Raw genomic sequence first — 24,977 nt, forward strand, 5'->3', positions numbered from 1 at the left:
AGATGTCTCGCTACCCGTGCGTCAGGGGTCGCACATCGACGTTCGTGGCGCCTGGGAAGGTCTGATCGCGGCCCCTCACGGGTGATGGAGTCGGTCCGACGTACCGGCAGAGCGCTAGGAGCGGTCGTGGGCGGCGAGCCGGGCCAGGCGCGCGTTGTAGTCGGCGAGCTCGGCCTCCCCGGTGCGGTCCGCGTTGCGGTCGCGCCGCCGGGTCTCCTTCTCATCGCTCCGGCTCCACTGCACGGCCACGACGATCGCCAGGGCGATCGTCGGGATCTCCCCGACGCTCCAGGCGATGCCGCCGGCCACCTGCTGGTCGGCGAGGGCGTCGGTTCCCCAGCCCATCGCCCCGTACCAGTCGGCGAGGAACAGCCCCGTGGCGGTCATGATGGCGACGCCGAAGAACGCGTGGAACGCCATGGTTCCGAGCAGCAGCACCAGCCGGAACGGGTAGGGCAGCCGGAACGGGACGGGGTCGATGCCGATCAGGGACTGCACGAACAGGTAGCCCGTGACGAGGAAGTGCACCGTCATCCACTCGTGCCCGATGTGGTCGGTGGTCGCCCAGCTGAACAGCGGCGAGTAGTAGAAGACCCAGAGCGAGCCCACGAACAACCCGGCAGCCACGAACGGGTTCGCCAGGATGCCGGCGGGCTTGGAGTGCACGGCGAGGAGGATCCACTCCCGGGCGCCACGGCTGCCGTCCTTGCGCTTGCGTATGGCGCGCGCGGCCAGGGTGACCGGCGCACCGGGAACGAGCAGCACGGGGACCAGCATCGTCAGCGCCATGTGCATGAGCATGTGGGCCGAGAACAGGTACTGCTCGTAGACGATCACGCCGCCGCTGGTGATGTAGAACAGGGCGAGCATCCCGGCGATCCAGAGCACCGTGCGGTACACCGGCCAGCGGTCGCCCCGGCGGTGCAGCCGCCACACGCCGGCCAGGTAGAAGAAGATGCCGAACGCGCAGAACAGCACCCAGGCGATGTCGAAGTTCCACTCGGTGAAGTACCGGGCGAAGGTGAGGGGCGGCGGCAGCGGCTCGCCGGTGAGGATCTGGGCGGGCGTAGCGGCGGGGATGCTGCTTCCCACGACTTCCGTCACGGGCGGCGCGGTGCGGGCCAGCGCGGCGGCGACCCCGGAGGCGATGCCCATGAAGCCGAGCTCGGCCACGACCAGCCACCAGAAGGAGGCCGTCGCCGGTCGCTTGCTCCGCTGCATCCGCTCGATGAACACGCCGCGCTGCAGGGCGCCGAAGCAGCCCAGGACGATGAGCGCCGCCACTTTGACCAGCACGAGGATGCCGTAGGGCGTGAGGAGCTTGTCGAGCGTGCCGATGCGGAGCTCCGCGCTCACGTAGCCCGAGACCGCGACGACGACGAAGCAGACCAGGGCGAGCGTCGAGTACCGGCCGAGCACGTGCACGATGCGGCCGGCGCCGAGTTGCTTCCGCAGCAGGATGATGGTGAGCAGTCCGCCCAGCCAGACGGCCGCGAACACGAGGTGCAGGCCGAGGGCCGTGATGGCCTCGTTGTGGCCTTCGGCACCGGCGGCGTGGCCCTGCAGCGCCATGGGAACGAGCGCGAGCACGGCGAGGGCGGTTACGAAGACGATGGCGGTCTGATTGCGCACCGCGAAGCACAGAACCGTCACAGCCGCACCGACGAGCGTGATGCCGAGCCACGCCTGGCCGACGGCGATCTGGGAGAAGAACTGCCCGAACGTCGAATTGAAGCTCTCATCAAGGCTGATCGGCACGTTCGTCACCTGCAGGAAGGTGAAGAAACCGGTCATGGCGCTCGCGACCGTGAAGACGGCAGCGGATGCGGCCGCCACGTCGAGCGCGGCGCCGAACTCTGCCTCGCGGGGGCTCAGCGCGAAGCAGCTGAGCACGAGGGCGCCGATGGTGCCGGCCGCGCCGAGGTTCACCAGCAGCTTGGCGATCGGGAGTCCCCACCGCACCACGGCTCCCGGGTCGGCGAGGAGCTGCGGCGCGGCAGCGCCGCCGTAGGCGAGGCCGGCGATCGCGGCCAGCACGGCGACCAGGAGGAGCACGGCCGGACCGGCTACACGCACGATTCGAGGCACCTATCCAGCCTAACCGCACAGAAACCGGCTGCCGACCGTACGCAAACGGGGGTGCCGACTGAGTCGGCACCCCCGTTGTGAACGCGAAGACTACTTGGCGGCGGCCTTGAGCTTGCTGCCGGCGGTCAGCTTGACGCGGTGGCCAGCGGCGATCTGGATCTCTTCGCCGGTCTGCGGGTTGCGGCCGGTGCGCGCGGAGGTCTCCGTGCGCTCGACGCCGAGCCAGCCCGGGATGGTCACCTTGCCGCCGTTGGCGACGGTGTCGGCCAGCGTCTTGAAGAATGCGTTCAAGACACCGTCGACCGCGCCCTGGCTCTGGCCGGAGTCGGCGGCGATCTTGGCGACGAGCTCGGTCTTGTTCAGCGAATTTTCAGCCATTGAGTGTCCTCCTCGGACCTTGGTCTGTAGAAACAGTTTCATTCAGGGACGGGCAACTCTCGTGAGCTGGACCGCTGGTCGGTACGACCGCGTTGAATCTAGCAGAAATCCGCGGAATTCCGCGTATTCTCGCCGATTTTCGGGCCAGGTTGGCAGCCCGAAGGCCCGCCCCGTCGTCCCGAGTCGCGGACAACGCACCCTCCCGCGCGCTCGGAAGGCGCAAAGAGCCCTACTCACCAGATGCCGCGATCCCTCACCCGTACGATCCCCACCGCATCCGCCCTTAACCGAGAAAGGGACGAAGACCCGGAGGTCGTCGTCCCTTTCCGGCTGCTGGACTTACCAGCTGGACTTGGTGATGCCCGGCAGTTCGCCGTCGTGCGCCATCTCGCGGAAGCGCACACGGGAGATGCCGAAACGGCTCAGGTAACCGCGGGGGCGGCCATCGATCGCGTCGCGACCGCGCACACGCACGGGGGACGCGTTGCGGGGAAGCTTCTGCAGGCCCACGCGAGCCGCCTCACGCGACTCGTCGGTGCCGTTCGGGTCGACCAGGGCCTTCTTCAGCTCAAGGCGCTTCGCGGCGTAGCGCTCCACGATGACCTTGCGCTGCTCATTGCGGGCAATCTTGCTCTTCTTCGCCATTGTTAGCGCTCCTCGCGGAAGTCAACGTGCTTGCGCACTACGGGGTCGTACTTCTTGAGCACGAGACGGTCGGGGTTATTGCGACGGTTCTTGCGGGTCACGTAGGTGTACCCGGTGCCAGCCGTCGAACGAAGCTTGATGATCGGACGAACGTCCTGCTGCTTTGCCATTAGATCTTCTCCCCACGTGCGAGCAGGTCCTTGACGACCGACTCGATGCCACGGGCGTCAATGACCTTGATGCCCTTTGCCGACAGAGTCAGCGTGACGTTACGGCGAAGCGACGGCACGTAGTACGTCTTCTTCTGCACGTTCGGGTCGAAGCGACGCTTGGTGCGCCGGTGCGAGTGTGAGATGTTGTGTCCGAAGCCGGGAACTGCTCCGGTCACCTGGCAGGTTGCTGCCATGGTTTCCTCCAATACCGAAGGGCGAGTGCCCTTCCCAAGATCCCTTGTCGGCAGACTGGCGCCGTGACCTGGAACGGGTCCTAGGACCAGAATCAGGGAGAGAACGGCGGGTAGTCCGCAATGCACGCACGGATATGCGCAGCAGCGTCTAACGTTACGCGATCAGGAGGGTTCGCGCAACGTCGCCGCCGCAGCCGTGCAGGCGGCGCACAGGCCGAAGACGTCGACCACGTGCGCGGCTTGGGTGAACCCGTTCTCGGCGGCGACGGAGCGCGCCCAGGTCTCCACGGCATCCGCTTCGATTTCGACGGTCAGCCCGCAGTTGCGGCAGATGAGGTGATGGTGGTGGTCGGCGGTGCTGCAGGCGCGGTAGAGGCTCTCGCCCTCGGGCGATTGCAGCGAGTCCGCGTCGCCCTCCTGCGCGAGGTCGGCGAGGGCGCGGTACACGGTGGCCAGGCCGATCGGCGAGCCGCTGGCGTGCAGCGCGCCGTGCAGGCCCTGCGCGCTGACGAAGCCGCCGGCGTCGTCGAGGGCCGCGCGCACGGCCTCGCGCTGCCAGGTGTTGCGCTTCATGCCTTCCACCGTAACTGCAGGCCACGACGGATGCCGAGGGCGGCCAGGAAGAACGCGGCGGCTGTCAGCGAGATGGCCGGCCCTGCCGCGACCCCGGCGGCCCGGGACAGCACAACGCCCACGACCCCGCAGGTGGCACCGACGACCGGGGCGATGAGGAACACCTGCCGGGTTGTGGCGGCCAGCAGCCGCGCGGCGGCCGCCGGCGCGGCGATGAGTGCGATGGCGAGGATGGCGCCGACCGCGGGCATCGCCGTCACGACGGTGGCGGTGATGAGGGCGAGGGTCAGCAATTCGATCGGCCATTCCCGGTAGCCGGCGGCCCGGAAGCCCTCCCGGTCGAACGTGGAGAAAAGGATCTCCTTGCCGAGGAACACGATGACCAGGGCTGCGACGACGAGTACGCCGCCGGCCAGCGCGATGTCGCCGATGGACACGGTCAGGATCGACCCCACCAGGAACGACTCCACGTGCACCGGGAGCGACGGGTTCAGCGACTGGAGGAGCACGCCGAGTGCGAAGCCCGCGGTGAGCACGATACCGGCGGCCACCTGGCTGCCCTGTCGGCGCACCCGCTGGATGAGGGTCATCACCGCGACGATGACCACGCTCGCCACGGCGGCGCCGAGCGGGATGCTCACCCCCAGCATGGCGGCCGCGACGGCGCCGGGGAATGTCGCGTGGGTGAGCGCCTGGGCGAAGAAGGTGCGCCGGCGCAGCACGACGAGCGAGCCCACCAGTCCGCTCAGGGCGCCGATCACGACTGCGGCGAGCAGCGCCCTCTCGAAGTAGCCCATCAGCGCCCCTCCCCCGCGCGGAGGCTTGAGTCACGGATCACCCGGTAGCCGAGGGCCAGCAGGTAGCCCGCGACGAGCAGCAACACGACGGTCGCGCCGCTGGGCAGATCCACCCCGCCGTCGACGGATGCCGCGTACCCGGTCGCGAGTCCCAGCCACGCGCCGAGCATGGCGAACCCCGCGGCGATGAGGAACAGCGCCCTCAGGCGCACGGTAATGAGGCGCGCCACGGCCGCCGGAACGATGAGCACGCCGAGCACGAGCAGGTTGCCTACGGCACTGGATGCCGCGACGACCACCAGCGCGATCGCGATGTTCAACAGCAGGTCGAGCGTGAACACGCGGTAGCCCGCAGCGTCGGCGCCGGACCGGTCGAACGCCCGGAACACCTGTTCCTTGAGTGTGACGGCGACCAGCAGCAGTGCGATGCCGCACGCGATGACGGTCTGCACCACCTCGGCGTCCGTCACCGTCAGCAACCGGCCGAAGAGCAGCTGCTCGAGCTGTCCCGCGTAATCGCTCTGCCGGGAGACGACGATGACGCCCACGCTGAACGTGGCCGTGAGCACGATCGCGATGGCGGCATCCGCTGGAACGCGCGTGCGCACCAGAAGGGTGAGCACGGTCGCGGCGATCACCGCCGCGATCATCGCCCCGATGAAGAGCCCCTCCCGACCGCCCCAGACGAAGCCGATCGCTATACCCGGGAAGACGGAGTGGGTGAGCCCGTCGGAGATGAATTCCAATCCGCGCATATTCACGATGACCCCGACGACGCCGGCGACGAGGCTGAGCACGACGAGCACGATGAGCGCGCGGGCCATGAACGGGAGGGTGAACGCGCCGACGAGCGCGTCACCGATGACATCGAGCGGTCCCATGTCAGTGGCCGGTGTGCCCGGGGACGACGATGGTGTGCTCGTCCATCTCGACGCCCACCTCGCTGAACGCGCGTTGCACGTTCGGGAGGGTGAGCACCTCTTCGCGCGGCCCGAAGGCGACCTGGCCGCCGTTCAGCAGCAGCACCCCGTCGCACACCGCCCGCGCCAGGTCGAGGTCGTGGGTGGAGACCAGCACGGCGACGCCGTCGGCCTTCAGCTGGTTCAGGGTGGTGATCAACGCATCGCGGTTCTTCTGGTCGAGCCCGTTGAAGGGCTCGTCGAGCAGCAGCAGGCGCGGCCCGGCGGCGAGGGCGCGGGCCAGGAGTCCGCGCTGCTGCTGGCCGCCGGACAGGTCGCCGAACCGGGTCTTCGCCCGGTGCGCGAGCCCGACAGCCCGCAGCGCCTCGTGCACGGCCGTCTTGTCGCGGCGCCCCGGCAGGCGCAGCCAGCCGATGGACCGGTAGCGGCCCATCATGACCACCTGCTCGAGCGTGACGGGGAAGTGCGGGTCGAGCTCGTCGGCCTGCGGCACGTAACCGATAACGCCGGCCGGCGCGGGTGACTCCCCCAGCACCTCCACGCCGCCCGCCGTTCGAGGGATGAGCCCGAGAACGCCCTTCAGCAGGGTGGACTTCCCGGAGCCGTTCGGACCGATGAGGGCGATCGCCTCGCCGGCGCGCACGTCGAAGTCGATGCCGGCAAGCGCGACGGTCTGCCCGTAAGCGAACGCCGCGCCGCGCACCGACAGCACGAGGGCCGCATCACGGCGCCGTTTCGTCGCCAGCTCGGAGGGAGAGGTGGGGTGGGTCATCCGAGATCACCGAGCCTGTCTGGGAGGGGAAGGGGCGTGGCGCCCCACGAGGTCGTGATCCGCCGCACGTTGTGCACCTGGGCAGCGATGTAGGTGGCGCCGGCGCTGCCCGCCGGTCCGAGCGAGTCCACGTAGAGCGCGTCGGCACCCGAGTAGACGGCGACGTGCGCCTCCTCGGAGATGGTCTTCGCGGCCTTCGGATTGACGGATGCCTCGGAGAAGACCGCGTTCGCCCCAGTCTTCTTGATGGCGGCGACGAGGCGATCGATCTCGGCCGCACTCGGTTCGGCATTGTCATCGAAGCTCGGGATCACGGAGCCCACGTAGGTGATGCCGTAGGCAGCTGTGAAGTATCCCAAGGCATCGTGGTTGCTCACCAGCAGCCGCTCGTCGCGCGGCACCTGGGCGACGTCGGCGCGGATCCACTCGTCGAGGGCGCGGAGGTCGGCCTCGTACCGGGCAGCGTTGGCGTGGAAGACATCCGCCTTGCCCGGGTCGGCGGCCGCGAGGCCCGCGGCGATGTTTTCGACCATGACCACGGCGTTCGCCACGTCGGTCCAGACGTGGGGGTTGCCGTGCTCCTCGCCGTGCTCGGGGTCCCCCGTCTCGTCGGCGTGCATCACCTTTATGCCCGTTGAGGAATGTATGGTGCGGCCGCTGAATCCCGAGGCGGTGACGGAGTCGTCGAGCCATTCCTCGAGACCGACTCCGTTCTCGACGAGCACGTCTGCTCGGGCAAGCGCAGTGAGGTCGGCCGCCGAGGGATCGTAGCTGTGCGCGCTCTGGTTGGGCTGGATGAGCTGTCTCACCTGCACGCCGGCGGCGTCGCCGACCACGTGTCGGGTGAAGTCCGCGACCTGTGTGGTGGTGGCGACCACCTGCAGGTCGTCCTCGCCCGCGCTGGCGGACGGTTCGAGGGAGCAGCCGGCCAACCCCAGCGACAGCACGGCTGCGACAGCAACGACCGCCGGCATCCGTGAACTCACGCTGCGACGCTACGCCTATTGATAATGATTGTCAAAACCACCAGGGGCCCGTCGCTGCAAATCGGGGCTGCGCGGACTGAACGCCGCTGCGCGGGCTGAATTCAACCCGCGCAGCGGCGTTCGACTAGCGCACGCGGTAACCCCTAGGAACTGAGCTCCCCCAGGAGCGTCTCGGCCGCGTGGGCGAGCGCGGCATGCGCCGCGTCGCTCACGTGGTCGGGCTTCTTGTGCTGGTCGAGGAAGCGCAGGAACTTCTGCACCGCCTTTTCGGCGGACGCGGACCTGCCGTCTTCGACGGCGCGCGCCGCCTGGTCGGCCGCCGCCGTCAACTGCTTCCCGACCGGGCCGCTGACCTCGCCGGAGTCGACGAATCCGGCCAGCGTGCGCCCGAGCGCCGCCGCACTCCCCGGCAACCAGCGCTGGATCATCGGCACGTCGCGGAAGTCCATGTCGGATGCGAGGTAGAAGCTCGTGTACGCCGGCTGGTTGTACGCCGTGTTCTGGCGCGCGATCTCGGCACGGTACTGCGGGTCGTGCATAAGCGTGTGCAGCTTGTGCGTCGTCACCTCCGTGCTGAGGTAGATGCGAATGGCGCTGCTGTCCTCGGTGCGCACCAGCAACTCCTCGCGCCAGTCGCCGAACACGTCGGCGACGAGGCTCGGGTTACCCTTCGTGTCGTTGTTGGCACGCGTTCCCTCGGCCGTGAGCAGCCGGCCCCGCTGCCAGTCGTCGATCGTCGGCGTCTGGTCGCGGGATCCGTTCACGATCTGGGTAGTCATGTCGGCCGCCCACTTGATGCTCGCGTTCGTACCGGGGGCGCGATCGCCGAGCTTCTCCCCCGCGGCCGACCACAGCCCGATCGCCCAGGTCTCGAGACCCGGCACGGACGGGTCGACGTCGCCGATCATGCCGCGGCCGGTGTCGCGGCCCGAGTATGCGCCGTAGAGCACCTCGCCGGTCTTCGCGTCACGCAGGGCGTACCCATACGGCGCGTACGCGGCGCCCTCGTGCACGGTGAAGATCTCGAGGCCCGGACGGTTCGGGTCGATGTCGGTGACGTGCATGGCGTCGCCGTGCCCGAGCCGCGCCTCGGCTCCCGGATCGGCGCTCTGGGCGGGCAGCGTGTCGGTGGAGCTGTACAGCAGGGAGCCGTCGTCGTCGAGCGTGGCGGACCCGTACACGATCTCCTGCTTGCCGTCACCGTCGACATCCGCTGCGCTCAGCGAGTGGAAGCCCTGCGTGGTGATGCTGCCGTACACCGGATCGGTGCCGTCGCGCCCGTGCGGGGAGTCGTTGAACGGGTTCGTCATGGGCGTCCAGCCGCTGTCCACCTTCCACCGCGTGCTGAGGTGGCTGCCGTCCCAGTCGTAGGTGACGACGTTGGTTCGGGTGTAGTAGCCACGGGCGAAGACAGCCGACGGATGCGTGCCGTCGAGGTAGGCGACGCCCGCGAGGAAGCGGTCGACGCGGTTGCCCGGTTCGATCCTCGACATCGCGTAGTCACCCCAGCGCAGCCCGTCATCGGTGCGTCCCGGCTGGTACGGGATCGTCTCCAGCTCGGCGCCGGTGGCCCCGTCGAAGACGGAGAGGTACTCCGGGCCGTCGACGATGAAGCCCTCGAACTGGCGCAGCTTGTTGCGGGAGCTGCGGTTCGGCGCGTAGGTGTCCATGAAGTAGTCGGCCAGCGATTCGGCATCCGCGGTGGAGAGCGGGTAGTCGTAGCGCTTGTCGATGCCGAAGGCCTCCTCGAGCGTCGCCGGCCACTGGCCGGAGGCGACCTCGGGGTTGTCCTGCCAGGTCTGGAACATCCGGACGATGTGCTGGTAGTAGTCAGCACTGCTCATGCGGTAGTCGTCGGCGTTGCTGTAGCCGGCCTCGATGTCGGCCTTCGGCATGGTGATGTAGTGCTCGCCGGTGACGTTGCCGTCGGCGTCATACGAGGTGGTCTTGGTGCCCGGCGCGGTCTTGAACATCATCTCCGAGCGGCCGTCGCCGTCGAAGTCGTAGGAGAGGAACTGCGTGTAGTGCGCCCCCGAGCGGATGTTGACGCCCAGGTCGATGCGATTCAGCAGGCGCCCCTCGGCGGTGTACGTGTCGATGTAGGTGTTTCCCGTGTAGCCGACCTGGGAAACGTCCTTCGCGTTGGACGGGTACCACTTGACGATGTACTCGTACCGCCCGTCGCCGTCGACATCGCCGAGGCTCATGTCGTTGGCGGAATATGTGTAGCGCTCCCCCGCCGGGGTGACGCCGTCGGCGGGTTTCTGAAGGGCGAGCTCGGTGTAGCCCTGCGCCCAGGGCGCGACGGACTCGCTCCGGTCGACCTCGGTGCCGTCGATGATGGCGGCAACCGAATAGCGAGCCCCGGTGCTGCCGTCGGCATCGAGGAAGTTGGTGCTGTCGGTGACCTGGGCGATTCGCTCACCGTCGCGATAGACGGCGAAGTCGGTGCCGGTGAGGCCCGTCTCCGACGCGCCGGTCGCCTCGGTGCCGAGGAGCCGCCAGCTGAGGAACACTCCTTCCGACGTGGCCGCTGCGACGAGACCCCGGTCCAGGTACTCGAGCTGCACGCCGGCCGGCGCGCCGTCCCTGGCCGTCCCGGCCGTGCCTGCCGCCTGGCCCGCATGCGATGCGGAGGCGAAAGCCGGCCCTCCGGATGCGGTCGCCGGGGCGACCACGCTGCCCAGCGCGAGTGCCGCGCCGACCGGCAACGCCACCAGGGCGCATACCGTGGTTTTCTTACTGCGAATCATCATTGAATCCTTTCAGGAAAGCGCATTCCTGCAAAGGTAACGATCGGTCTACCCCCACGTCAAGGGTAGAACGAGTGTCGAGCGACCCTCAGCATCCGCCCGTCGCCGCGGCCGGCGGGGGAGAGCGGCCCGCCTACTCGAGCAGGAGCGCGGGCTCCTCGATGATGCTCGCGACATCGGCGAGGAACCGGCTCGCCACATCGCCGTCGACCACCCGGTGGTCGAAGCTCGCGCCGATCGTCGTCACGTACCGGGCCCGAACCTCGCCGTCGACGACCCACGGCTTCTGCTTGATCGTGCCGAGCGCGACGATGCCCGCCTCACCGGAGTTGAGGATGGGGGTCCCGGTGTCCATGCCGAACACACCGATGTTGGTGATCGTGATCGTGCCGCCCGCCATCTCGGCCGGCGACGTTTTGCCCTCCCTGGCCGTGAGGGTCAGCTGCTCGAGCGCCCGGGCCAGCTGCAGCAGGGTCATCTCGTGCGCGTCCTTCACGTTCGGAACGATGAGCCCGCGCGGCGTCGCGGCGGCGATTCCGAGGTTCACGTAGTGCCGCACGATGATCTCCTCGTTGGTGAACGTCGAGTTCACCATCGGGTTGCGGCGCACGGCCCAGATCATCGCCTTGGCCATGATGAGCAGGGGCGAGACCTTCACCCCGGCGAAATCAGTGGAGGTCTTCAGCCGCTTCACGAATTCCATCGTGCGGGTGGCGTCGACGTCGACGAACAGGCTGACGTGCGGCGCCGTGAAAGCACTCGACACCATCGCCTGCGCGATCGCCTTGCGCACGCCCTTCACGGGGATGCGCTCCTCGCGGTCCGAGGGCCACTCCGGTGTCTCGATGTTGCGGAACACGCTCACCTGCGACGCCTCGCGCAGCACGTCCTCGCGCGTCACATCGCCGATGGGCCCGGTCGGGGTCACCGTTGCGAGGTCCACGCCGAGGTCCTTGGCGAGCTTGCGAATGGGCGGCTTGGCGACGACCGGCCCCACGGATGCGATCACCGGACTCGCGACCGTCGTCGCGGTTCTGGCCGGGTCGGCTTTCGGGGCGGGAGCGGAGAGCGTCTCGTGGGCCACCGGCGACCCGACGTGGCGCCGCCGCCGCGTCGGCATGCTCGCGGCGCTGCCGCGGCCCACGAGCATCGCGCCGGAGGCGTCGTCGGCGGCTGCTCCGCCGGCGGCGGGGGTCGCCGGAGCGGCGGGGGACGCCGGTGCCGGGGCTGCCGGTGCGGGGGAGTCGGCAGCCGATGCGCCCACCGACGGGGTCGGCTCCTCGGGGGCCGCGCCCGCGGCATCCGTTGTGATGGTGATGATGGGGGTGCCGACGTCGACGGTCGTGCCCTCGGTGATCAGGATCTCGCCGACGACCCCGGCGTAGGGCGACGGCAGTTCGACGAGCGACTTGGCGGTCTCGATCTCCACGAGCACCTGGTTGATGCCGATGGTGTCGCCCGGGGCGACCCGCCACTGCACGATCTCGGCCTCGGTCAGGCCCTCGCCCACGTCGGGGAGGGTGAATTTCGACACGCTCATTGTGTGCCTTCCTTGCGGTTGGTCCGTCGGGTGTCGCCCATTGTGCCGGAAGTCGCCGGTTGAAGGGCGATTCCGGGCGCGAACGGCGCGGAGCGGAGGGTCATGGTCAATAGGCGAGCGCCCGGTCGACCGCTTCGAGCACGCGGTCGGGGCTGGGCAGGAAGTGGGTCTCGACGGAGGCCGGCGGGAACGGGGTGTCGAACCCGGAGACGCGCAGCACGGGGGCCTCGAGGGAGTAGAAGGCGCGCTCGGTCACGGTCGCGGCGATCTCCGAGCCCACGCTCACGAATCCCGACGCCTCCTGGGCGACCACGAGTCGGCCGGTCTTCGTGACCGACCGCAGCAGCGGGTCGTAGTCGATGGGGGAGAGGGAGCGGAGGTCGATGACCTCCATGTCGATGCCCTCGCCCGCCGCGATCTCGGCGGCCTGCAGCAGCACGCTCACCATGGCGCCGTGGCCGACGACCGTCACATCGGCCCCCGGGCGCACGACGCGGCTGGCGTGCAGGGGTGCGCCGGCCTCCTCGAAGTTCACGTCGCCCTTGGGCCAGTAGCGGCTCTTCGGTTCGAAGAAGATCACCGGGTCGTCCGACGCGATGGCCTCCTGCAGCATCCAGTAGGCGTCGTGCGGGTTCGACGGACTCACCACGCGCAGGCCCGGCGTGTGCGCGAAGTACGCCTCCGGGCTCTCCTGGTGGTGCTCGATCGACCCGATGTGGCCGCCGTAGGGAATGCGGATGACGACCGGCATGGTGACGCCGCCCTCGTGCCGGGTGCGCTGGCGGGCGAGCTGGGTGGTGATCTGGTTGAAGGCCGGAAAAACGAAGCCGTCGAACTGGATCTCGCACACCGGCCGGTAGCCGCGCATGGCGAGCCCGATCGCGGTGCCGACGATCCCGGCCTCGGCCAGCGGCGTGTCGAAGACGCGCTTGTCGCCGAACTCGGCGTGCAGGCCCTCCGTCACGCGGAACACGCCGCCGAGCGGGCCGATGTCCTCGCCCATGAGCAGCACCTTGGGGTCATCGCGCATGGCCTGGCGAAGGCCCGCGTTCAGCGCTTTGGCGAGGGGTAGGCGAGCGGATGCCGTGGCCTGGTCGTTCACGCGTGTCCCCCTTCGAACGAGGCCTCGTACCGCTCGAGCCAGGCTTTCTGCTCTTCGATGCGGGGGTGCGGGCCGGCGTACACGTGGTCGAAGATGACGTCGGTGTCTGGTCCCTCGATGGTGAGGGCCCGGCGGCGGGCGTCGGCCGCGAAATCGGCGGCCTCGGCCTCGACGTCGTCGAAGAACTGCTGCGAAGCGCCTTGGCCCTGCAGGTAGGTGCGGAACCGCACGATGGGGTCGCGGGCCACCCACGACGCCAACTCGTCGTCGGTGCGGTACTTGGTGGGGTCATCCGCTGTGGTGTGCGCCCCGACGCGGTAGGTGAGCGCCTCGATGAACGCCGGCCCCTTGCCCGCGCGCGCGTCGTCGAGCGACTTGGCGCTCACGGCGTAGCTGGCGAGCACGTCGTTGCCGTCGATCTGCGTCGACGGCATGCCGAAGCCGGCCGCGCGCAGGTAGAGCGGCGTGCGGGACTGCCGGGTCACGGGCACGGAGATCGCCCAGTGGTTGTTCTGCAGGAAGAACACCTGCGGCGTCTGGTAGCTGGCGGCATAGACGAGCGCCTCGTTGGCCTCGCCCTCGGAGGAGGCGCCGTCGCCGTAGTACACGATCACGGCCTCGTCGGTGTCGGGGTCGCCGGTCGCCGTGGTGCCGTCGAGCTGCATTCCCATGGCGTAGCCGGTCGCGTGCAGGGTCTGCGAGGCGAGCACCAGCGTGTACAGGTGGAAGTTGCCGTGCTCCTCGGGAACCCAGCCGCCGAGCGTCACGCCGCGCAGCATCCGCAGCACGTCGACGAGGTCGAGCCCGCGGATCATGCCGACGACGTGCTCGCGGTAGGAGGGGAAGATGTGGTCCTGCGGGCGGGTGGCGTAGGCCGAGCCGACCTGCGCCGCCTCCTGGCCGTGGCTCGGCACCCAGAGGGCGAGCTGGCCCTGGCGCTGGAGGTTCGCCGCCTCGATGTCGAAGCGGCGCACGACGGCCATGTCCCGGTAGAACCGGCGGTAATCGTCGTCGTCCAACCGGTCGAGGAACGGGAGGAATTCGTCTGCGGCGGCACTGGCCTGCAACGTCCCCTCCGGGGAGAGGAGCTGGACCGTGGACCCGGAGGCGTCGTTCTGCGTGGCTGCCACCGTACTAACCTAACCGCCGGGCCGGGTTGCCCTCTGGAAGGGACCCGACAATCTCTTCTGACATCTGTAGGAGTTTCTGCACAGCTTCTTCCTCACCGATCGAGAGACGGATGCCGTCGGCCGGGAACGGGCGCACGACCAGCCCGGCGTCGGCGAGGCGGGCCGCCACATCCGACGTCTCCGGCCCGGTGGGCAACCAGATGAAGTTGCCCTGGGGTCGGGGGATCTGCCAGCCGTGCGCGACGAGGTCTTCCCAGAGCCGGTCGCGACGCTCGGCGATCTGCCGCACCCGGTCCAGGAGTTCGGCCTCGTGGTCGAGGGAGGCGATCGCCGCGGTGGCGCCCGGGCCCGTGACCGAGAGCGGGATGGCCGTCGCGCGTGCGGCGTCGAGGATGGCCACGCGGCCGAGGGCGTAGCCGACGCGGAGGCCGGCCAGCCCGTAGGCCTTGGAGAACGTGCGGAGGACGACGAGGTTCGGGTAGCGGCTGAGCAGGAGCGTTCCGTCCACGGCGCCGGCATCCGTTACGAATTCGGCATACGCCTCGTCGAGGATGACCAGCAGGTCGTCGGGGACGGCTGCCATGAAGGTCTCGAACTCGTCGGCGGTGACGATGCTCCCGGTGGGGTTGTTCGGGCTGCAGACGATGACGGCGCGGGTGCGGTCGCCGATGTTCGCAGCTATCGCGGGCAGGTCGTGGCCACCGTCGGCACGGTTCGGCACCTGCACCCCGGTCGCTCCGGTGACGGTGACGAGGCTCGGGTAGGCCTCGAACGAGCGCCAGGAATACACGACCTCGTCGCCGGGCCCGGCAGCGGCGAGGAGGAGCTGGGCGAGGAGTGCGACCGACCCGGCCCCGATGTGTACCTCGTCGGCCGAGACCCGGTACTTCGCCGCGAGCTTCTCGCGAAGGGCGAGGGCGGTCGCGTCGGGGTAGCGGTTGATGTCCCGTTCGTCCTCCAGGGCTGCCAGCACGGCGGGCAGGGGCGCGAAGGGGTTCTCGTTGCTCGACAGCTTGAACGCCGAGGACGACGCGGGCTTGCCCTGACGGTAGGCGGGGAGGGCGACGATCTCGGGCCGGAGGCGAACCGGTGGGTCCACCGGGGAAAGGGTTCCGTCAGTCACCCTGCCGAGTCTATTCCGTGGGCATGCCCGGCTGGGCATGCAGCGGCGGAGCGCGTCAGCCGCTCATCCTCGCGCTCGAGCCGGTGAGCACGGCGTCCATGCGGGGGATCACCGTGACCTCGTGCTGTCGGGCGAGGAACAGGACCCGGGCCAGCACGAACGTCATCGCCACCAGTTCTCCGCCGGTTTCGGCGAGTGTGATCAGCCCGTGCCCGATGAGGGGCAGAAGGTCCCACACGGCGATCTCGAGCATGTCGAGCACCACGGCGAAGCAGGCGAGGAGCACCGTGAGGCCGAAGAAGACCCACGAGTCATGCCGCGCGGGCTTGGGGCTCCGAAGGTGGGTGATCACCAGCACGGAGCCCAGCACCACACCGAAGAAGGCCCACGAACACAATTCGCCGACGTCGTTCGGGCGTAGGCCGAGAACGGATGGCAGGTGCACGGTGTTGACGAGGAAGTGGCCGACGTTCTCGTGCAGCCGCAGGGAATCGTCGAGCATGAGCACCAGGAAGACGAGCGACCAGGCCAGGTACAGGGGCAGCTTGCGGTGGATCGCGAGGGCGAGGAGCAGGATCGCTGCGCCGCCGAGTTGCACGTATCCCACCCATTCGATGAGGGACTCGTCACGGGCGCCGTCCCAGAGGCGCGCCCGGAACAGGCCGACCGCCATGATCTGCCCGTATCCGTTGTGGGCGAGGTAATACAGGGCGTTCGCGAGCAGGAGCGCGACATCGATGGCGAGCAGCGCGACGAAGACCCCGAGAAGGGGCCGGAAATCAGCAAATCGCGCCCGCCATCCGGGTTGCGTGCGCGTGGTCGGGAGAGAATTCACCAGGCACTCCTTGTGCAGTGAAGCCGGCTGCCGCCCGGTCGGGTTTCTCGGGTGGTGGAGCTGGGTGACGCTCAGGGTACTCGGCGCAGGCCCGGAATCCTACCGTTTCTCGAGAAATACTCGGCTTTGTGACCTGTTCGGGTGTCATCGTCGCGGTGCGCAGGCCCGCACGCACTGCCATAGTGGGGTGATGGCCAGGTTCCTCATCCATTTGATCGTCACCGCACTCGCCCTCTGGGTCACGACCGCGATCGTGTCGGGCGTGCACCTCGTGCCGTACGCGGACGACACGACGGCCGTCGTGCTCAGCTACCTGCTCGTGGCACTGGTCTTCGGGATCGTCAACGCGATCATCGGCCGGCTCGTGCGTATCGTCGCCTTCCCGCTGTACATCCTCACGCTGGGTCTTATCTCGTTCATCGTGAACGGGCTCCTGCTGCTGCTCGTCGCCTGGATCTCGGAGTGGTTCGGATTCGGGCTCGTCATCGACGGGTTCTGGTGGGGCGTCCTCGGCGCCCTGGTGCTCGGCGTGGTCAGCTGGCTGCTCGGGATCCTGCTCCGGCCACTCACCCGGCGGCGCTGAGCGCCTGCCCCGTCGCATCCGTCTCGTCGGTGCGCACGCCTCGCCACAGGGTCACCTCGCCCGGATCGTTTCCGACGAGCGCGACGAGGTTCGCCCGGAACGATGCGATACGGGGCTCCGCGGAGGCGTCCTCGAGCCGCGCCGTCTCCTCGTAGGCGTCCATATTGTGCGCCGGGAGGTACTCGCCCTCGGGGAGTTCACCCGTGGTGAAAGCCTCCCGCCGCACGACGAGGTGGCGATTGTCTTCGCCGGTCACATCTCTGGGCGTGCCGCCGAGCGCGGGCACCAGGTCGTCGCTGTGCTCGGTCGCGATCATGGGCAGCTCGGGCGGAACGGCGACCTGGCCGGCGGGCGCTCCGAAGGTCGCCACCGCGACGGTGGTGAACCCGGCGGATGCCGCGACCTGCGCCGCGACCAGCCCGCCCTGCGAGTGCCCGACCTGCACGACCCTGTCGCCCGGGCGGATCCCCGCCTTCGTCATCGCCTGCACCGCCGTGCGGTACGAGCCGGACTGCCGATCCGCGACCGAGGCGACGTTCGACGTCAGGTCCCACGGCTCGCCGGACGCGGCGGCGCTCCAGTCGATGGTGCCCCCGGCGTAGACCACCCACACCGGCCGGGCGGTGCCATAGCGCTCGATCCTCACTTGTGGGGCGCCGGGTGCTGCCCGAGGAATGCGCCGGGCAAGGTCGGCCAGGCCGCGCGGGGGAGGGGCGCGATCCACCGCCGTGCGCCGCACCATCACGCGCGTCTCGCGCAGCATGCCGATCGGGTGCCCGAGTGCCAGCAGCCCGAGGGCGGACGTGGGCACCCCCAGCAGGCCAAGTCCTTCGTCTCCTGCGGAGAACGACACCGGGAAGGGCACGCCGGCCGCTCCGGCCGCGGCGTCATCGACCGACGACGCCAGCACCCGCACCGCCTGCACGAACAGGGGATCGCTGAGGATCTCGCGATGCTCGCTGAGCCAGTCCTCGGCGTCTCCTGCGCTCTCACCGCCTGGCCCTGGGCCGGGGTCGTGCCCGTCGCTTTCCCGCGCCCCCAGCCGCCAGCCGGGAACGAGCCAGCCCAGCACCGTCGAGATGAGGAGCGCCGAGCTCGCCGCCGGCAGCGCCAGCAACGCCACGAGGGGGGCGAAGCGCCCGACGGTGTAGGCCGTGAGCGCTGAGGTGCATCGCAACAGCAGGCCCAGGGTCCTCTCCGCGTTCCCGTAGTTCTCGGCGGCCTCGCGGAGCGAGTCAGCGAGGCGCCCGCTGCGGTCTTCCACCCCCACGGCCGCCTGTTCCGCCCGGAACACGGCGAGGTCGACGTCACCCGGCTGCCAGGCGGGCGCCGGGGTGTCGTCGAGCATGCGGATGCGTGTCAGCCGGTCGTGCCAGTCGACGGCGTCGCGCTGCAGGAGCCGCAGCTCGGCCGCTTCGGCGAGAAGTTCGTCGGTGGCGACCATCGTGCTGCCGCCTCCGGAGACCACCAGTGGGCCCCCGCGACCCGCGGATCCGCTGCCGGCGTTCCCGCCCGAGGCATCCATCAGCCGTGCTCCGAGAGCGCGGACAGCGCCGTCGCCGCCTCGTTCACCGCCCCGTCCAGGCTCCAGAGCAGCTGCCGCACCTCATCGCGCAGCCGGTCGCGTCGTTCGGCATACCGGCGTGCGGACTCGGAGCGCCAGTGCTCAGGGGCGGCCGGCTCGAGGCGATGCACGGCGTCGGACACCTCGCCCTGCAACGCGATGAGGAGCATCCGTTGTTCGTGGAGCGCGCGCCGCCGCTGGGCGCGCTGCCAGTCGTCATCGCCGAAGGGATCGACCACCGCGGCGCCTCCCTCCGATCAACCCGCTCAGAATCGCACGATGGGAGGCAGCGTTGCGCCGGAGGGGGATTTTTGGGGGGACAGGGGGAGGGGAGGGGCGCTGTGGAGGAACGAAACGTGCCCCACAATGGAGTAATGACTGTTGCGGCTGACGAGCTCGACCAGTCGACGCCGTTCCGGATCGCCTTCGTGTGCACCGGTAACATCTGCCGCTCGCCGATGGCGGAAATCATCATGCGCGACCTCGCCGCGCGGGCCGGCCTCGGGCATGTGATCGCCACGATTTCCGGCGGAACCGGCGACTGGCATGTGGGGGAACCCGCCGACCAGCGCACGATCGCGTCGCTGGCGAAGGCGGGCTATGACGGAAGCCAGCACCGTGCGCGCCAGTTCGAGCCGGCCTGGTTTCCGGGCCTCGACCTGGCCGTCGTCCTCGACCGCTCCCACGAACGCATCCTTCGCAACTGGGCGCGCACGGAACAGGACCGCCAGAAGGTGCGCCTGCTGCTCGATTTCGACAAAGCCCAAGCGCCCCTGCGCGATGTGCCAGACCCGTATTACTCCGATGGTGCGATGTTCGACGCGGTATTGGGCATGATTGAGAGAGCCAACCGGGCGCTCTTCGACCAACTCGCGCCCGCACTCAGACAGGGAGTCCGATGAGTCCACTACCCCCGCAGGTCATCAGCCCACTCGACGGCCGCTACCGCGCCGCCGTCACCGAGCTGGGTGAGCACCTGTCCGAGGCCGGCCTCAACCGCGCCCGCGTGCAGGTCGAGGTGGAGTGGCTCATCGCCCTCACCGACCGGCGGATGTTCGGCTCCGAGCCGCTCGCGCCGGAGCAGAAGGCGGCCCTTCGGCAACTGGTCGATGACTTCGGGCAGGACGAGATCGACGAGCTCGCGACCCTCGAGGCGACCACCCGCCACGACGTCAAGGCGGTCGAGTACCTGGTTCGCCGCCGGCTGTCGGCCCTGGGACTCGACCACGTCGCAGAGCTGACCCACTTCGCCGCCACCAGCGAGGACATCAACAACGTCTCGTACGCCCTCACCGTGCGCCAGGCCACCCTGGAGGTGTGGCTGCCCAAGTTCACGGCCGTCATCGACGCCCTCCGCAGCCAGGCCGCCGACTACCGGGCAGACGCGATGCTGGCCCGCACCCACGGGCAGCCGGCGACGCCGACGACCATGGGCAAGGAGCTGGCCGTCTTCGTGTACCGGCTGGAGCGCATCCGTTCGCAGATCGAGGGCACCGATTACCTCGCCAAGTTCAGCGGTGCGACGGGGACGTTCGCCGCGCATCTCGCGGCGGAGCCGGACGCCGACTGGCCGACGGTGTCGCGGGAGTTCGTCGAGGGGCTGGGCCTGACCTGGAATCCGCTCACGACGCAGATCGAGTCGCACGACTGGCAGGCCGAGCTGTACTCGCGCATCGCCCACGCCAACCGGGTGTTGCACAACCTGGCAACGGATGTCTGGACCTACATCTCGCTCGGCTACTTCCGGCAGATCCCCCAGGTCGGTGCCACCGGGTCCTCCACGATGCCGCACAAGATCAACCCGATCCGCTTCGAGAACGCGGAAGCGAACCTCGAGCTCTCCTGCGCGCTGCTGGACTCGCTGGCCGCGACGCTCGTGACATCCCGCCTGCAGCGCGACCTCACCGACTCCACGACGCAGCGCAACATCGGCGTGGCGTTCGGCCACTCGCTGCTCGCCATGGACAACATCCTGCGCGGCCTCGGTGAGATCGACCTGGACCGTGACCTCCTCGCGCGCGACCTGGATGCGAACTGGGAGATCCTGGGCGAGGCGATCCAGACCGTCATCCGCGCGGAGGTCACCGCGGGCCGCTCAAGCATTGAGGACCCGTACGCGCTCCTCAAGGAGCTGACGCGTGGCAAGCGGATCACCCACGAGGATCTTTCCGCCTTCGTGTCCCAGCTGGAGATCGGGGATGCGGCGAAGCAGCGCCTCCTGCAGTTGACTCCGGCTACCTATGTGGGGCTCGCCGACCCGCTCGTCGGCTACCTGCCCTGACCGGTCGCGTTCAGGCGCTCAGGAGTGGTTCTGCTCGTCGAGGTCGGACTTCTCTGCCGCGTCGGGCTTGGTGCCCAGTGCGAACATGGCGATGACCACCAGGACCACGATGAAGGTGATACCCAGCGAGATGACGGCCAGGGTCACCTGACGCGTGGTCAGCAGCACCACGAAGCCGACGAAGAGCGCCATGGCGGCCGAGAGAGCGAGGAATTCGGCCGGGCGCAGACGGTCGGACCGGCTGGGCGAGTGGTTGGAGGGAGTGGTCACAGGGAATCCGAATCGTTGGCGACGGCGGGGGAGACGAGCGTGTCCATCGTCCACTTGAGCGAGAGCCCCGCAATTCCAAGGTACACGCCGAGAACCACGAGGTAGGCGCCGAGGAGCCCCACGGCTGCGACAGCGTCGGCGGGGATGAGCAGGAAGACCACGGCCAGCAGCACGGTCGCTCCGCCGACGACCATCCAGTCTCGGGCTGTTGGCGACAGGCGCCGCATGCGCACGCCGCTGTACAGCTCGAGGAACCCGGTGACGATGCCCCAGACGCTCACGAGATAGAGGAAGTAGCCGAGGCCGCCGGTGTGCGTGACGAGCGCGAGCACGCCGACGACGATGCCCACGACGCCCTGCGTGGCGAACGTACCGCGCACCCGGGTGCCGACGAGGCTGGACCAACTCAGGATGCCCACGGCCAGCCCGCTCACGAGTGCGAACGCCCCGAAGACGAGCAGGCCGAAGGCGGGCGTGTGGTTCGCGGTGAACGGGATCGTGACGGCCGGGATCAGCGCGACGACGGCGCGGACGACCGGCACCAGCCAGTAACGGCGGCCGAGAGCGGATGCGGTGGGGGCGTTCGCCACAGCGGCGACCTCTTTCATGACAGGGTTTTCACCCCCCAGTCTACGGTCCCGCGGCAGGGCCCCGGCCGGGTGTCCTCAGGCGCCGGGCACCATGTCCGCAAAGCGGGAGAAGTGGCCGTGGAACGCGACGGTGACGGTACGGGTGGGTCCGTTGCGGTGCTTGGCGACGATGAGGTCGGCCTCGCCGGCGCGCGGGTTGTCCTTCTCGTAGGCGCTCTCGCGGTGCAGGAGGATCACCATGTCGGCGTCCTGCTCCAGCGATCCGGATTCACGGAGGTCGGAGATGGCCGGCATCTTGTCGGCACGCTGCTCCGGGCCACGGTTCAGCTGCGACAGGGCGATGACCGGCACCTGGAGTTCCTTGGCGAGCAGTTTGAGCGCCCGGGAGAACTCGCTGACCTCCTGCTGGCGCGACTCCACCCTCTTGCCCGAGGTCATGAGCTGCAGGTAGTCGATGACGACCATTTTGAGGCCCACGCGCTGCTTGAGGCGCCGGCACTTGGCGCGGATCTCGACGAGCGTCATGTTCGGGCTGTCGTCGATGTACAGGGGGGCGTCGTTGATGCGGCCGCGGGTCGACGCGATCGTCGTCCAGTCGCGGGAGTCGACGGTGCCCTTGCGCATGTTCTGCAGGGGTACGGATGCCTCGGCGGACAGCAGGCGCATGGCGATCTCACTGCGCCCCATTTCCAGGGAGAAGAAGATGCTCGGCATGTTGTTGGTGATGGATGCGGCCCGGGCGAAGTCGAGCGCGAGCGTCGACTTTCCAAGGGCCGGGCGGGCCGCCACGATGATGAGCTGACCCGGGTGGAAGCCGTTCGTGAGTTCGTCCATCTCGATGAAGCCGGTGGGCACGCCGGTCATCTGTCCGTCTTTGTGCTTGGCGGCTTCGATCTCATCGATCGCGGCGGTGACCGCGTCGGTCAGCGGAACGTAATCCTCGGTCTCGGTGTTTCCGGTCACCGAGTAGATCTCGGCCTGGGCGTTGTTGACGAGGTCGAGGACCTCGCCCTCGCCCGCGTAGCCCATCTGCACGATGCGGGTGCCGGCCTCGACGAGACGGCGCAACAGCGCCCGCTCGGCGACGATGCTCGAGTAGAAGCCCGCGTTGGCAGCGGTGGGAACCAGGCTCGTCAGCGTGTGCAGGTATTCCGCACCGCCCGCACGGGAGAGTTCACCGATCTTGGTGAGCTCGTCGGTGACGGCGATGACGTCGGTGGGCTCACCGTGTGAGTACAGCGAGAGGATCGCGTCGTAGATGATCTCGTGCTTGGGGATGTAGAAGTCGCTCCCGCGCACCGTCTCGACGACGTCGGCGACGGCGTCCTTGCTGAGCATCATGCCGCCAAGGGCGCTCTGCTCGGCGAGCAGGTCGTGCGGGGGAGTGCGCTCGGCCTGTCGCGGCTCCGCCGGCCTCTGGTCGCCCCGCTGGTCGGCCAACCCCAAGTGAGCAATCGACACGGTGGATGCCTCCCTTTCGAGCGTTGGGCGAGTTCTATCAGGAGCCACCGACAGTGATGGTCCGGCCGCGCACAGCGCTCGGCTGGGAGGGGCTTGCCCACAGTAGGGACCGCCCCGTGGCTCCCTCAACCGAGCCTGTGGATAACTCTGTGGGGAACCGGCGCGAAACGCCGGAAGTCATGTGCACACCCTGTGCACTTCGCTGTGGAGAACCTCGTGATTTGCTGAAGAAAAGCATCTCGGATCAGGGTTTTTATCAATCCACAGGTGTGTGTAAGAAGTAGTCTAAAGTCCGCATTGAAGGTTGCTTGAGTGCTTCTCACCTGTGCACAACCCTGTGAGTGAAGGGCTTGCTTTTCACCCCTTAACGGGGTGCAGCGATGGGTTCCGGAACCGGAACCCATCGCTGCACGAAGGGGTGCGAGAGCTACTTCGCGGCGACCACCTGAAGGGTGATCGTGGCGCTCAGCTCGTCACGCAGGCGAACGGTCGCCTCGTGCTCGCCGGTTGCCTTGATCGGGCTCAGCTCGATCTTGCGCTTGTCGACGCTGCCGAGGCCGGCGGCCGCAACCGCGTCCGCGACATCCGCTGGCTTGACGGAGCCGAAGAGGCGCCCGCCCTGGCCGGCCTTGACGACCAGCTTGACCTTGGCGTTCTCGAGGGTCGCCTTGAGCGCCTGCGCCTCTTCGAGGGTCGCGTGCTCACGGGCGGCACGAGCAGCCTTGATCTGGTCGATCTGCTTCTCGCCTCCCCGGGTCCACGCCACGGCGAAGCCCTGGGGGATCAGGTAGTTGCGCGCGTAACCGTTCTTGACGTCAATGACGTCGCCGGGAGCGCCGAGGCCGGTGACCTCGTGGGTCAGGATGAGTTTCGACATGTGGGCTCCTTACCGGCCGGACCCGGCGTACGGCAGCAGGGCCATTTCGCGGGCGTTCTTGACGGCACGGGCGATGAGGCGCTGCTCCTGGACGGAGACGCCGGTGATGCGACGGGCGCGGATCTTTCCACGCTCGGAGACGAACTTGCGGAGGGTGGCGACGTCTTTGTAGTCGATGACGCCGACCCGGATCGACTTCGCGGGGGCGGCGTTCTTTCCGCCCTTGGCTCCGCGGAGTGGCTTGCGGCGGTCGCCGCTGCTCTTTCCAGCCATGATTTCCTTTGCTTTCTTAAGTGTTGGTCAGCCGCGTCGCGGCTTAGAAGGGAGTCTCGTCGCCGTAGTTGCCCGGGGTGGCCCAGACGTCTCCGCCACTTGCGGCGGGCGCGCTGGGAGCCCAGGGCTCGTCGTTCCCACCTGCGGCAGGTCCGCCGCCGCGAGGGGATGACGAGGACTGCGCGCGCGTGATCGAAGCGGTGGCGTAACGCAGGCTCGGGCCGATCTCGTCGATCTCAAGCTCGATGCTCGTGCGCTTCTCACCTTCCTTCGTCTCATACGAGCGCTGCCGGAGACGCCCGGAAGCGATGACACGGGAACCCTTGGTCAGTGAACCCGCCACGTGCTCGGCGAATTCACGCCAGACGCTCGCGCGCAGGAACAACGCTTCACCGTCTTTCCACTCGTTCGCGGCACGATCGAACGTACGCGGAGTGGAGGCGATGGTGAAGTTGGCAACTGCCAGCCCGCCCTGCGTGTAACGCAACTCGGGGTCGCTGGTCAGGTTGCCCACCACGGTGATGACGGTCTCGCCGGCCATGGGCTACTTGTCGCTTGCCTTGTCAGCGGATGCAGCGCCGGCCGGTGCGGCAGCAGCCGGCTTGGCGGCGGCGACCTTCGACGCGGGCGAAGCGGCCTTGGCGGGAGCTTCGTCCTTGGCGGCGGCGGCCTTGGGGTTGGCGGCCTTGCGGGCTGCCTTCTCCTCGGCGAGCTTCGCGGCGGTCGCAACCTGGGCGATCGCGTCTTCGGCGCGAAGCACCTTGGTGCGCATGACCGCTTCGGAGAGCTTCAGCTGGCGGTCGAGCTCAGCGGTCGCGTCGGCGTTGGCGGTGAAGTCGACCACGGCGTAGATGCCTTCGGACTTCTTGTTGATCTCGTAGGCAAGACGGCGGCGACCCCAGACGTCGACCTTGTCGATCGTTCCGCCATCGTTGCGAACAACGTTGAGGAACTTGTCAAGGCTGGGAGCTACGGTGCGCTCGTCGATCTCTGGATCGAGGATGACCATCAACTCGTACTGATGCATGAC

General features: G+C 68.6%; 27 protein-coding genes and 1 pseudogene. 3 read left to right on the forward strand and 25 right to left on the reverse strand.

Annotated elements, in window-relative coordinates; all coding sequences use genetic code 11:
* Positions 1-114: 114 nt before the first annotated feature.
* The 16 genes from EEJ31_RS01495 to EEJ31_RS01570 all read right to left on the reverse strand — a co-directional run bounded on the left by EEJ31_RS01495 (position 115) and on the right by EEJ31_RS01570 (position 16,048).
* Positions 115-2,088, reverse strand: coding sequence for a cytochrome c oxidase assembly protein (locus EEJ31_RS01495; protein WP_123044526.1), 1,974 nt, complete (start codon positions 2,086-2,088; stop codon positions 115-117).
* A 90-nt stretch (positions 2,089-2,178) separates the two neighbouring features.
* Positions 2,179-2,466, reverse strand: coding sequence for an HU family DNA-binding protein (locus EEJ31_RS01500; protein WP_123044527.1), 288 nt, complete (start codon positions 2,464-2,466; stop codon positions 2,179-2,181).
* Between the two features lie 339 nt (positions 2,467-2,805).
* A complete protein-coding gene (gene rpsN, locus EEJ31_RS01505) occupies positions 2,806-3,111 on the reverse strand; it encodes a 30S ribosomal protein S14 (protein ID WP_123044528.1) in 306 nt (101 codons plus the stop codon).
* Positions 3,112-3,113: 2 nt separating this feature from the next.
* Positions 3,114-3,281: a 50S ribosomal protein L33 gene (gene rpmG / locus EEJ31_RS01510; protein ID WP_011187086.1), complete on the reverse strand. Its 168-nt coding sequence runs from the start codon at positions 3,279-3,281 to the stop codon at positions 3,114-3,116.
* A complete protein-coding gene (gene rpmB / locus EEJ31_RS01515; RefSeq protein WP_123044529.1) occupies positions 3,281-3,517 on the reverse strand; it encodes a 50S ribosomal protein L28 in 237 nt (78 codons plus the stop codon). The genes rpmG and rpmB overlap by 1 nt, the downstream gene beginning before the upstream one ends.
* Positions 3,518-3,679: 162 nt before the next feature.
* Positions 3,680-4,090, reverse strand: a complete 411-nt coding sequence (locus EEJ31_RS01520; protein ID WP_123044530.1) for a Fur family transcriptional regulator — start codon at positions 4,088-4,090, stop codon at positions 3,680-3,682.
* The gene (locus EEJ31_RS01525; RefSeq protein WP_123044531.1) at positions 4,087-4,887 is read right to left on the reverse strand and encodes a metal ABC transporter permease; all 801 of its coding nucleotides are present in this window, start codon (positions 4,885-4,887) and stop codon (positions 4,087-4,089) included. The genes EEJ31_RS01520 and EEJ31_RS01525 overlap by 4 nt, the downstream gene beginning before the upstream one ends.
* Positions 4,887-5,768, reverse strand: a complete 882-nt coding sequence (locus EEJ31_RS01530; RefSeq protein WP_123044532.1) for a metal ABC transporter permease — start codon at positions 5,766-5,768, stop codon at positions 4,887-4,889. The genes EEJ31_RS01525 and EEJ31_RS01530 overlap by 1 nt, the downstream gene beginning before the upstream one ends.
* Position 5,769: 1 nt before the next feature.
* Positions 5,770-6,579 carry a metal ABC transporter ATP-binding protein gene (locus EEJ31_RS01535; RefSeq protein ID WP_123044533.1) on the reverse strand — a complete coding sequence of 270 codons (810 nt, stop codon included), beginning with the start codon at positions 6,577-6,579 and terminating at the stop codon, positions 5,770-5,772.
* Positions 6,576-7,565 carry a metal ABC transporter substrate-binding protein gene (locus EEJ31_RS01540; protein WP_233563672.1) on the reverse strand — a complete coding sequence of 330 codons (990 nt, stop codon included), beginning with the start codon at positions 7,563-7,565 and terminating at the stop codon, positions 6,576-6,578. The genes EEJ31_RS01535 and EEJ31_RS01540 overlap by 4 nt, the downstream gene beginning before the upstream one ends.
* 143 nt (positions 7,566-7,708) lie before the next feature.
* Complete coding sequence (locus EEJ31_RS01545) at positions 7,709-10,318, reverse strand: rhamnogalacturonan lyase (protein WP_123044535.1); 2,610 nt, start codon at positions 10,316-10,318, stop codon at positions 7,709-7,711.
* Positions 10,319-10,451: 133 nt separating this feature from the next.
* Entirely contained in the window at positions 10,452-11,858 is a 1,407-nt protein-coding gene (locus EEJ31_RS01550; protein ID WP_123044536.1) for a dihydrolipoamide acetyltransferase family protein, read from the reverse strand.
* A 106-nt stretch (positions 11,859-11,964) separates the two neighbouring features.
* Complete coding sequence (locus EEJ31_RS01555) at positions 11,965-12,960, reverse strand: alpha-ketoacid dehydrogenase subunit beta (RefSeq protein ID WP_267897602.1); 996 nt, start codon at positions 12,958-12,960, stop codon at positions 11,965-11,967.
* A complete protein-coding gene (locus EEJ31_RS01560) occupies positions 12,957-14,090 on the reverse strand; it encodes a thiamine pyrophosphate-dependent enzyme (protein ID WP_123044537.1) in 1,134 nt (377 codons plus the stop codon). Before EEJ31_RS01560 ends, EEJ31_RS01555 begins: the two co-directional genes overlap by 4 nt.
* Before the next feature lie 4 nt (positions 14,091-14,094).
* Entirely contained in the window at positions 14,095-15,252 is a 1,158-nt protein-coding gene (locus EEJ31_RS01565) for a histidinol-phosphate transaminase (RefSeq protein WP_123044538.1), read from the reverse strand.
* A 16-nt stretch (positions 15,253-15,268) separates the two neighbouring features.
* Complete coding sequence (locus tag EEJ31_RS01570; protein ID WP_123044539.1) at positions 15,269-16,048, reverse strand: hypothetical protein; 780 nt, start codon at positions 16,046-16,048, stop codon at positions 15,269-15,271.
* A 190-nt stretch (positions 16,049-16,238) separates the two neighbouring features.
* Here EEJ31_RS01570 and EEJ31_RS01575 point away from each other — a divergent pair, with 190 nt between their 5' ends.
* Positions 16,239-16,631 carry a phage holin family protein gene (locus EEJ31_RS01575; protein ID WP_123044540.1) on the forward strand — a complete coding sequence of 131 codons (393 nt, stop codon included), beginning with the start codon at positions 16,239-16,241 and terminating at the stop codon, positions 16,629-16,631.
* Here EEJ31_RS01575 and EEJ31_RS01580 read toward each other — a convergent pair.
* Together EEJ31_RS01580 and EEJ31_RS01585 are read right to left on the reverse strand one after the other, a co-directional pair.
* Positions 16,615-18,156: an MDR/zinc-dependent alcohol dehydrogenase-like family protein gene (locus tag EEJ31_RS01580; RefSeq protein ID WP_123044541.1), complete on the reverse strand. Its 1,542-nt coding sequence runs from the start codon at positions 18,154-18,156 to the stop codon at positions 16,615-16,617. The genes EEJ31_RS01575 and EEJ31_RS01580 overlap by 17 nt on opposite strands.
* Positions 18,156-18,434, reverse strand: coding sequence for a hypothetical protein (locus EEJ31_RS01585; RefSeq protein WP_123044542.1), 279 nt, complete (start codon positions 18,432-18,434; stop codon positions 18,156-18,158). The genes EEJ31_RS01580 and EEJ31_RS01585 overlap by 1 nt, the downstream gene beginning before the upstream one ends.
* 135 nt (positions 18,435-18,569) lie before the next feature.
* On the opposite strand from EEJ31_RS01585, the gene EEJ31_RS01590 reads away from it, so the two are divergent.
* Positions 18,570-19,097 (forward strand): low molecular weight protein-tyrosine-phosphatase, encoded by a 528-nt coding sequence (locus EEJ31_RS01590; protein WP_123044543.1) that lies wholly within the window; start codon positions 18,570-18,572, stop codon positions 19,095-19,097.
* Positions 19,094-20,476 carry an adenylosuccinate lyase gene (gene purB / locus EEJ31_RS01595; RefSeq protein ID WP_123044544.1) on the forward strand — a complete coding sequence of 461 codons (1,383 nt, stop codon included), beginning with the start codon at positions 19,094-19,096 and terminating at the stop codon, positions 20,474-20,476. Before EEJ31_RS01590 ends, purB begins: the two co-directional genes overlap by 4 nt.
* An 18-nt stretch (positions 20,477-20,494) precedes the next feature.
* On the opposite strand, the gene EEJ31_RS01600 is transcribed toward purB, so the two are convergent.
* The 7 genes and pseudogenes from EEJ31_RS01600 to rpsF all read right to left on the reverse strand — a co-directional run.
* Positions 20,495-20,746 carry a hypothetical protein gene (locus EEJ31_RS01600; RefSeq protein WP_123044545.1) on the reverse strand — a complete coding sequence of 84 codons (252 nt, stop codon included), beginning with the start codon at positions 20,744-20,746 and terminating at the stop codon, positions 20,495-20,497.
* Complete coding sequence (locus EEJ31_RS01605; protein WP_123044546.1) at positions 20,743-21,354, reverse strand: DUF308 domain-containing protein; 612 nt, start codon at positions 21,352-21,354, stop codon at positions 20,743-20,745. The genes EEJ31_RS01600 and EEJ31_RS01605 overlap by 4 nt, the downstream gene beginning before the upstream one ends.
* Before the next feature lie 57 nt (positions 21,355-21,411).
* Positions 21,412-22,797 carry a replicative DNA helicase gene (gene dnaB, locus EEJ31_RS01610; RefSeq protein ID WP_123044547.1) on the reverse strand — a complete coding sequence of 462 codons (1,386 nt, stop codon included), beginning with the start codon at positions 22,795-22,797 and terminating at the stop codon, positions 21,412-21,414.
* Positions 22,798-23,224: 427 nt separating this feature from the next.
* Positions 23,225-23,674 (reverse strand): 50S ribosomal protein L9, encoded by a 450-nt coding sequence (gene rplI / locus EEJ31_RS01615; protein ID WP_123044548.1) that lies wholly within the window; start codon positions 23,672-23,674, stop codon positions 23,225-23,227.
* 9 nt (positions 23,675-23,683) lie between these two features.
* Entirely contained in the window at positions 23,684-23,947 is a 264-nt protein-coding gene (gene rpsR / locus EEJ31_RS01620) for a 30S ribosomal protein S18 (protein ID WP_123044549.1), read from the reverse strand.
* A gap of 43 nt (positions 23,948-23,990) precedes the next feature.
* Positions 23,991-24,488 (reverse strand): single-stranded DNA-binding protein, encoded by a 498-nt coding sequence (locus EEJ31_RS01625; RefSeq protein WP_123044550.1) that lies wholly within the window; start codon positions 24,486-24,488, stop codon positions 23,991-23,993.
* 120 nt (positions 24,489-24,608) lie between these two features.
* Positions 24,609-24,974: pseudogene (gene rpsF / locus EEJ31_RS01630) on the reverse strand (30S ribosomal protein S6); the annotation flags it as partial.
* Between the last annotated feature and the right edge of the window lie 3 nt (positions 24,975-24,977).

It is taken from the genome of Cryobacterium tepidiphilum, assembly GCF_003716325.1.
GTDB lineage: Bacteria > Actinomycetota > Actinomycetes > Actinomycetales > Microbacteriaceae > Cryobacterium > Cryobacterium tepidiphilum.

Excerpts from the sequence above, each read along its gene's own strand:
- purB (WP_123044544.1), top strand. The coding sequence starts at position 19,094 with ATGAGTCCACTACCCCCGCAGGTCATCAGCCCACTCGACGGCCGCTAC.
- EEJ31_RS01530 (WP_123044532.1), bottom strand. The coding sequence starts at position 5,768 with ATGGGACCGCTCGATGTCATCGGTGACGCGCTCGTCGGCGCGTTCACC.
- EEJ31_RS01580 (WP_123044541.1), bottom strand. The coding sequence starts at position 18,156 with ATGGATGCCTCGGGCGGGAACGCCGGCAGCGGATCCGCGGGTCGCGGG.
- EEJ31_RS01550 (WP_123044536.1), bottom strand. The coding sequence starts at position 11,858 with ATGAGCGTGTCGAAATTCACCCTCCCCGACGTGGGCGAGGGCCTGACC.
- rpmB (WP_123044529.1), bottom strand. The coding sequence starts at position 3,517 with ATGGCAGCAACCTGCCAGGTGACCGGAGCAGTTCCCGGCTTCGGACAC.
- EEJ31_RS01535 (WP_123044533.1), bottom strand. The coding sequence starts at position 6,579 with ATGACCCACCCCACCTCTCCCTCCGAGCTGGCGACGAAACGGCGCCGT.
- rpmG (WP_011187086.1), bottom strand. The coding sequence starts at position 3,281 with ATGGCAAAGCAGCAGGACGTTCGTCCGATCATCAAGCTTCGTTCGACG.
- EEJ31_RS01520 (WP_123044530.1), bottom strand. The coding sequence starts at position 4,090 with ATGAAGCGCAACACCTGGCAGCGCGAGGCCGTGCGCGCGGCCCTCGAC.
- rpsN (WP_123044528.1), bottom strand. The coding sequence starts at position 3,111 with ATGGCGAAGAAGAGCAAGATTGCCCGCAATGAGCAGCGCAAGGTCATC.
- rplI (WP_123044548.1), bottom strand. The coding sequence starts at position 23,674 with ATGTCGAAACTCATCCTGACCCACGAGGTCACCGGCCTCGGCGCTCCC.
- EEJ31_RS01590 (WP_123044543.1), top strand. The coding sequence starts at position 18,570 with ATGACTGTTGCGGCTGACGAGCTCGACCAGTCGACGCCGTTCCGGATC.
- EEJ31_RS01525 (WP_123044531.1), bottom strand. The coding sequence starts at position 4,887 with ATGGGCTACTTCGAGAGGGCGCTGCTCGCCGCAGTCGTGATCGGCGCC.
- EEJ31_RS01565 (WP_123044538.1), bottom strand. The coding sequence starts at position 15,252 with ATGCCCAGCCGGGCATGCCCACGGAATAGACTCGGCAGGGTGACTGAC.
- EEJ31_RS01575 (WP_123044540.1), top strand. The coding sequence starts at position 16,239 with ATGGCCAGGTTCCTCATCCATTTGATCGTCACCGCACTCGCCCTCTGG.
- EEJ31_RS01605 (WP_123044546.1), bottom strand. The coding sequence starts at position 21,354 with ATGAAAGAGGTCGCCGCTGTGGCGAACGCCCCCACCGCATCCGCTCTC.
- EEJ31_RS01545 (WP_123044535.1), bottom strand. The coding sequence starts at position 10,318 with ATGATTCGCAGTAAGAAAACCACGGTATGCGCCCTGGTGGCGTTGCCG.
- EEJ31_RS01500 (WP_123044527.1), bottom strand. The coding sequence starts at position 2,466 with ATGGCTGAAAATTCGCTGAACAAGACCGAGCTCGTCGCCAAGATCGCC.
- EEJ31_RS01625 (WP_123044550.1), bottom strand. The coding sequence starts at position 24,488 with ATGGCCGGCGAGACCGTCATCACCGTGGTGGGCAACCTGACCAGCGAC.
- rpsR (WP_123044549.1), bottom strand. The coding sequence starts at position 23,947 with ATGGCTGGAAAGAGCAGCGGCGACCGCCGCAAGCCACTCCGCGGAGCC.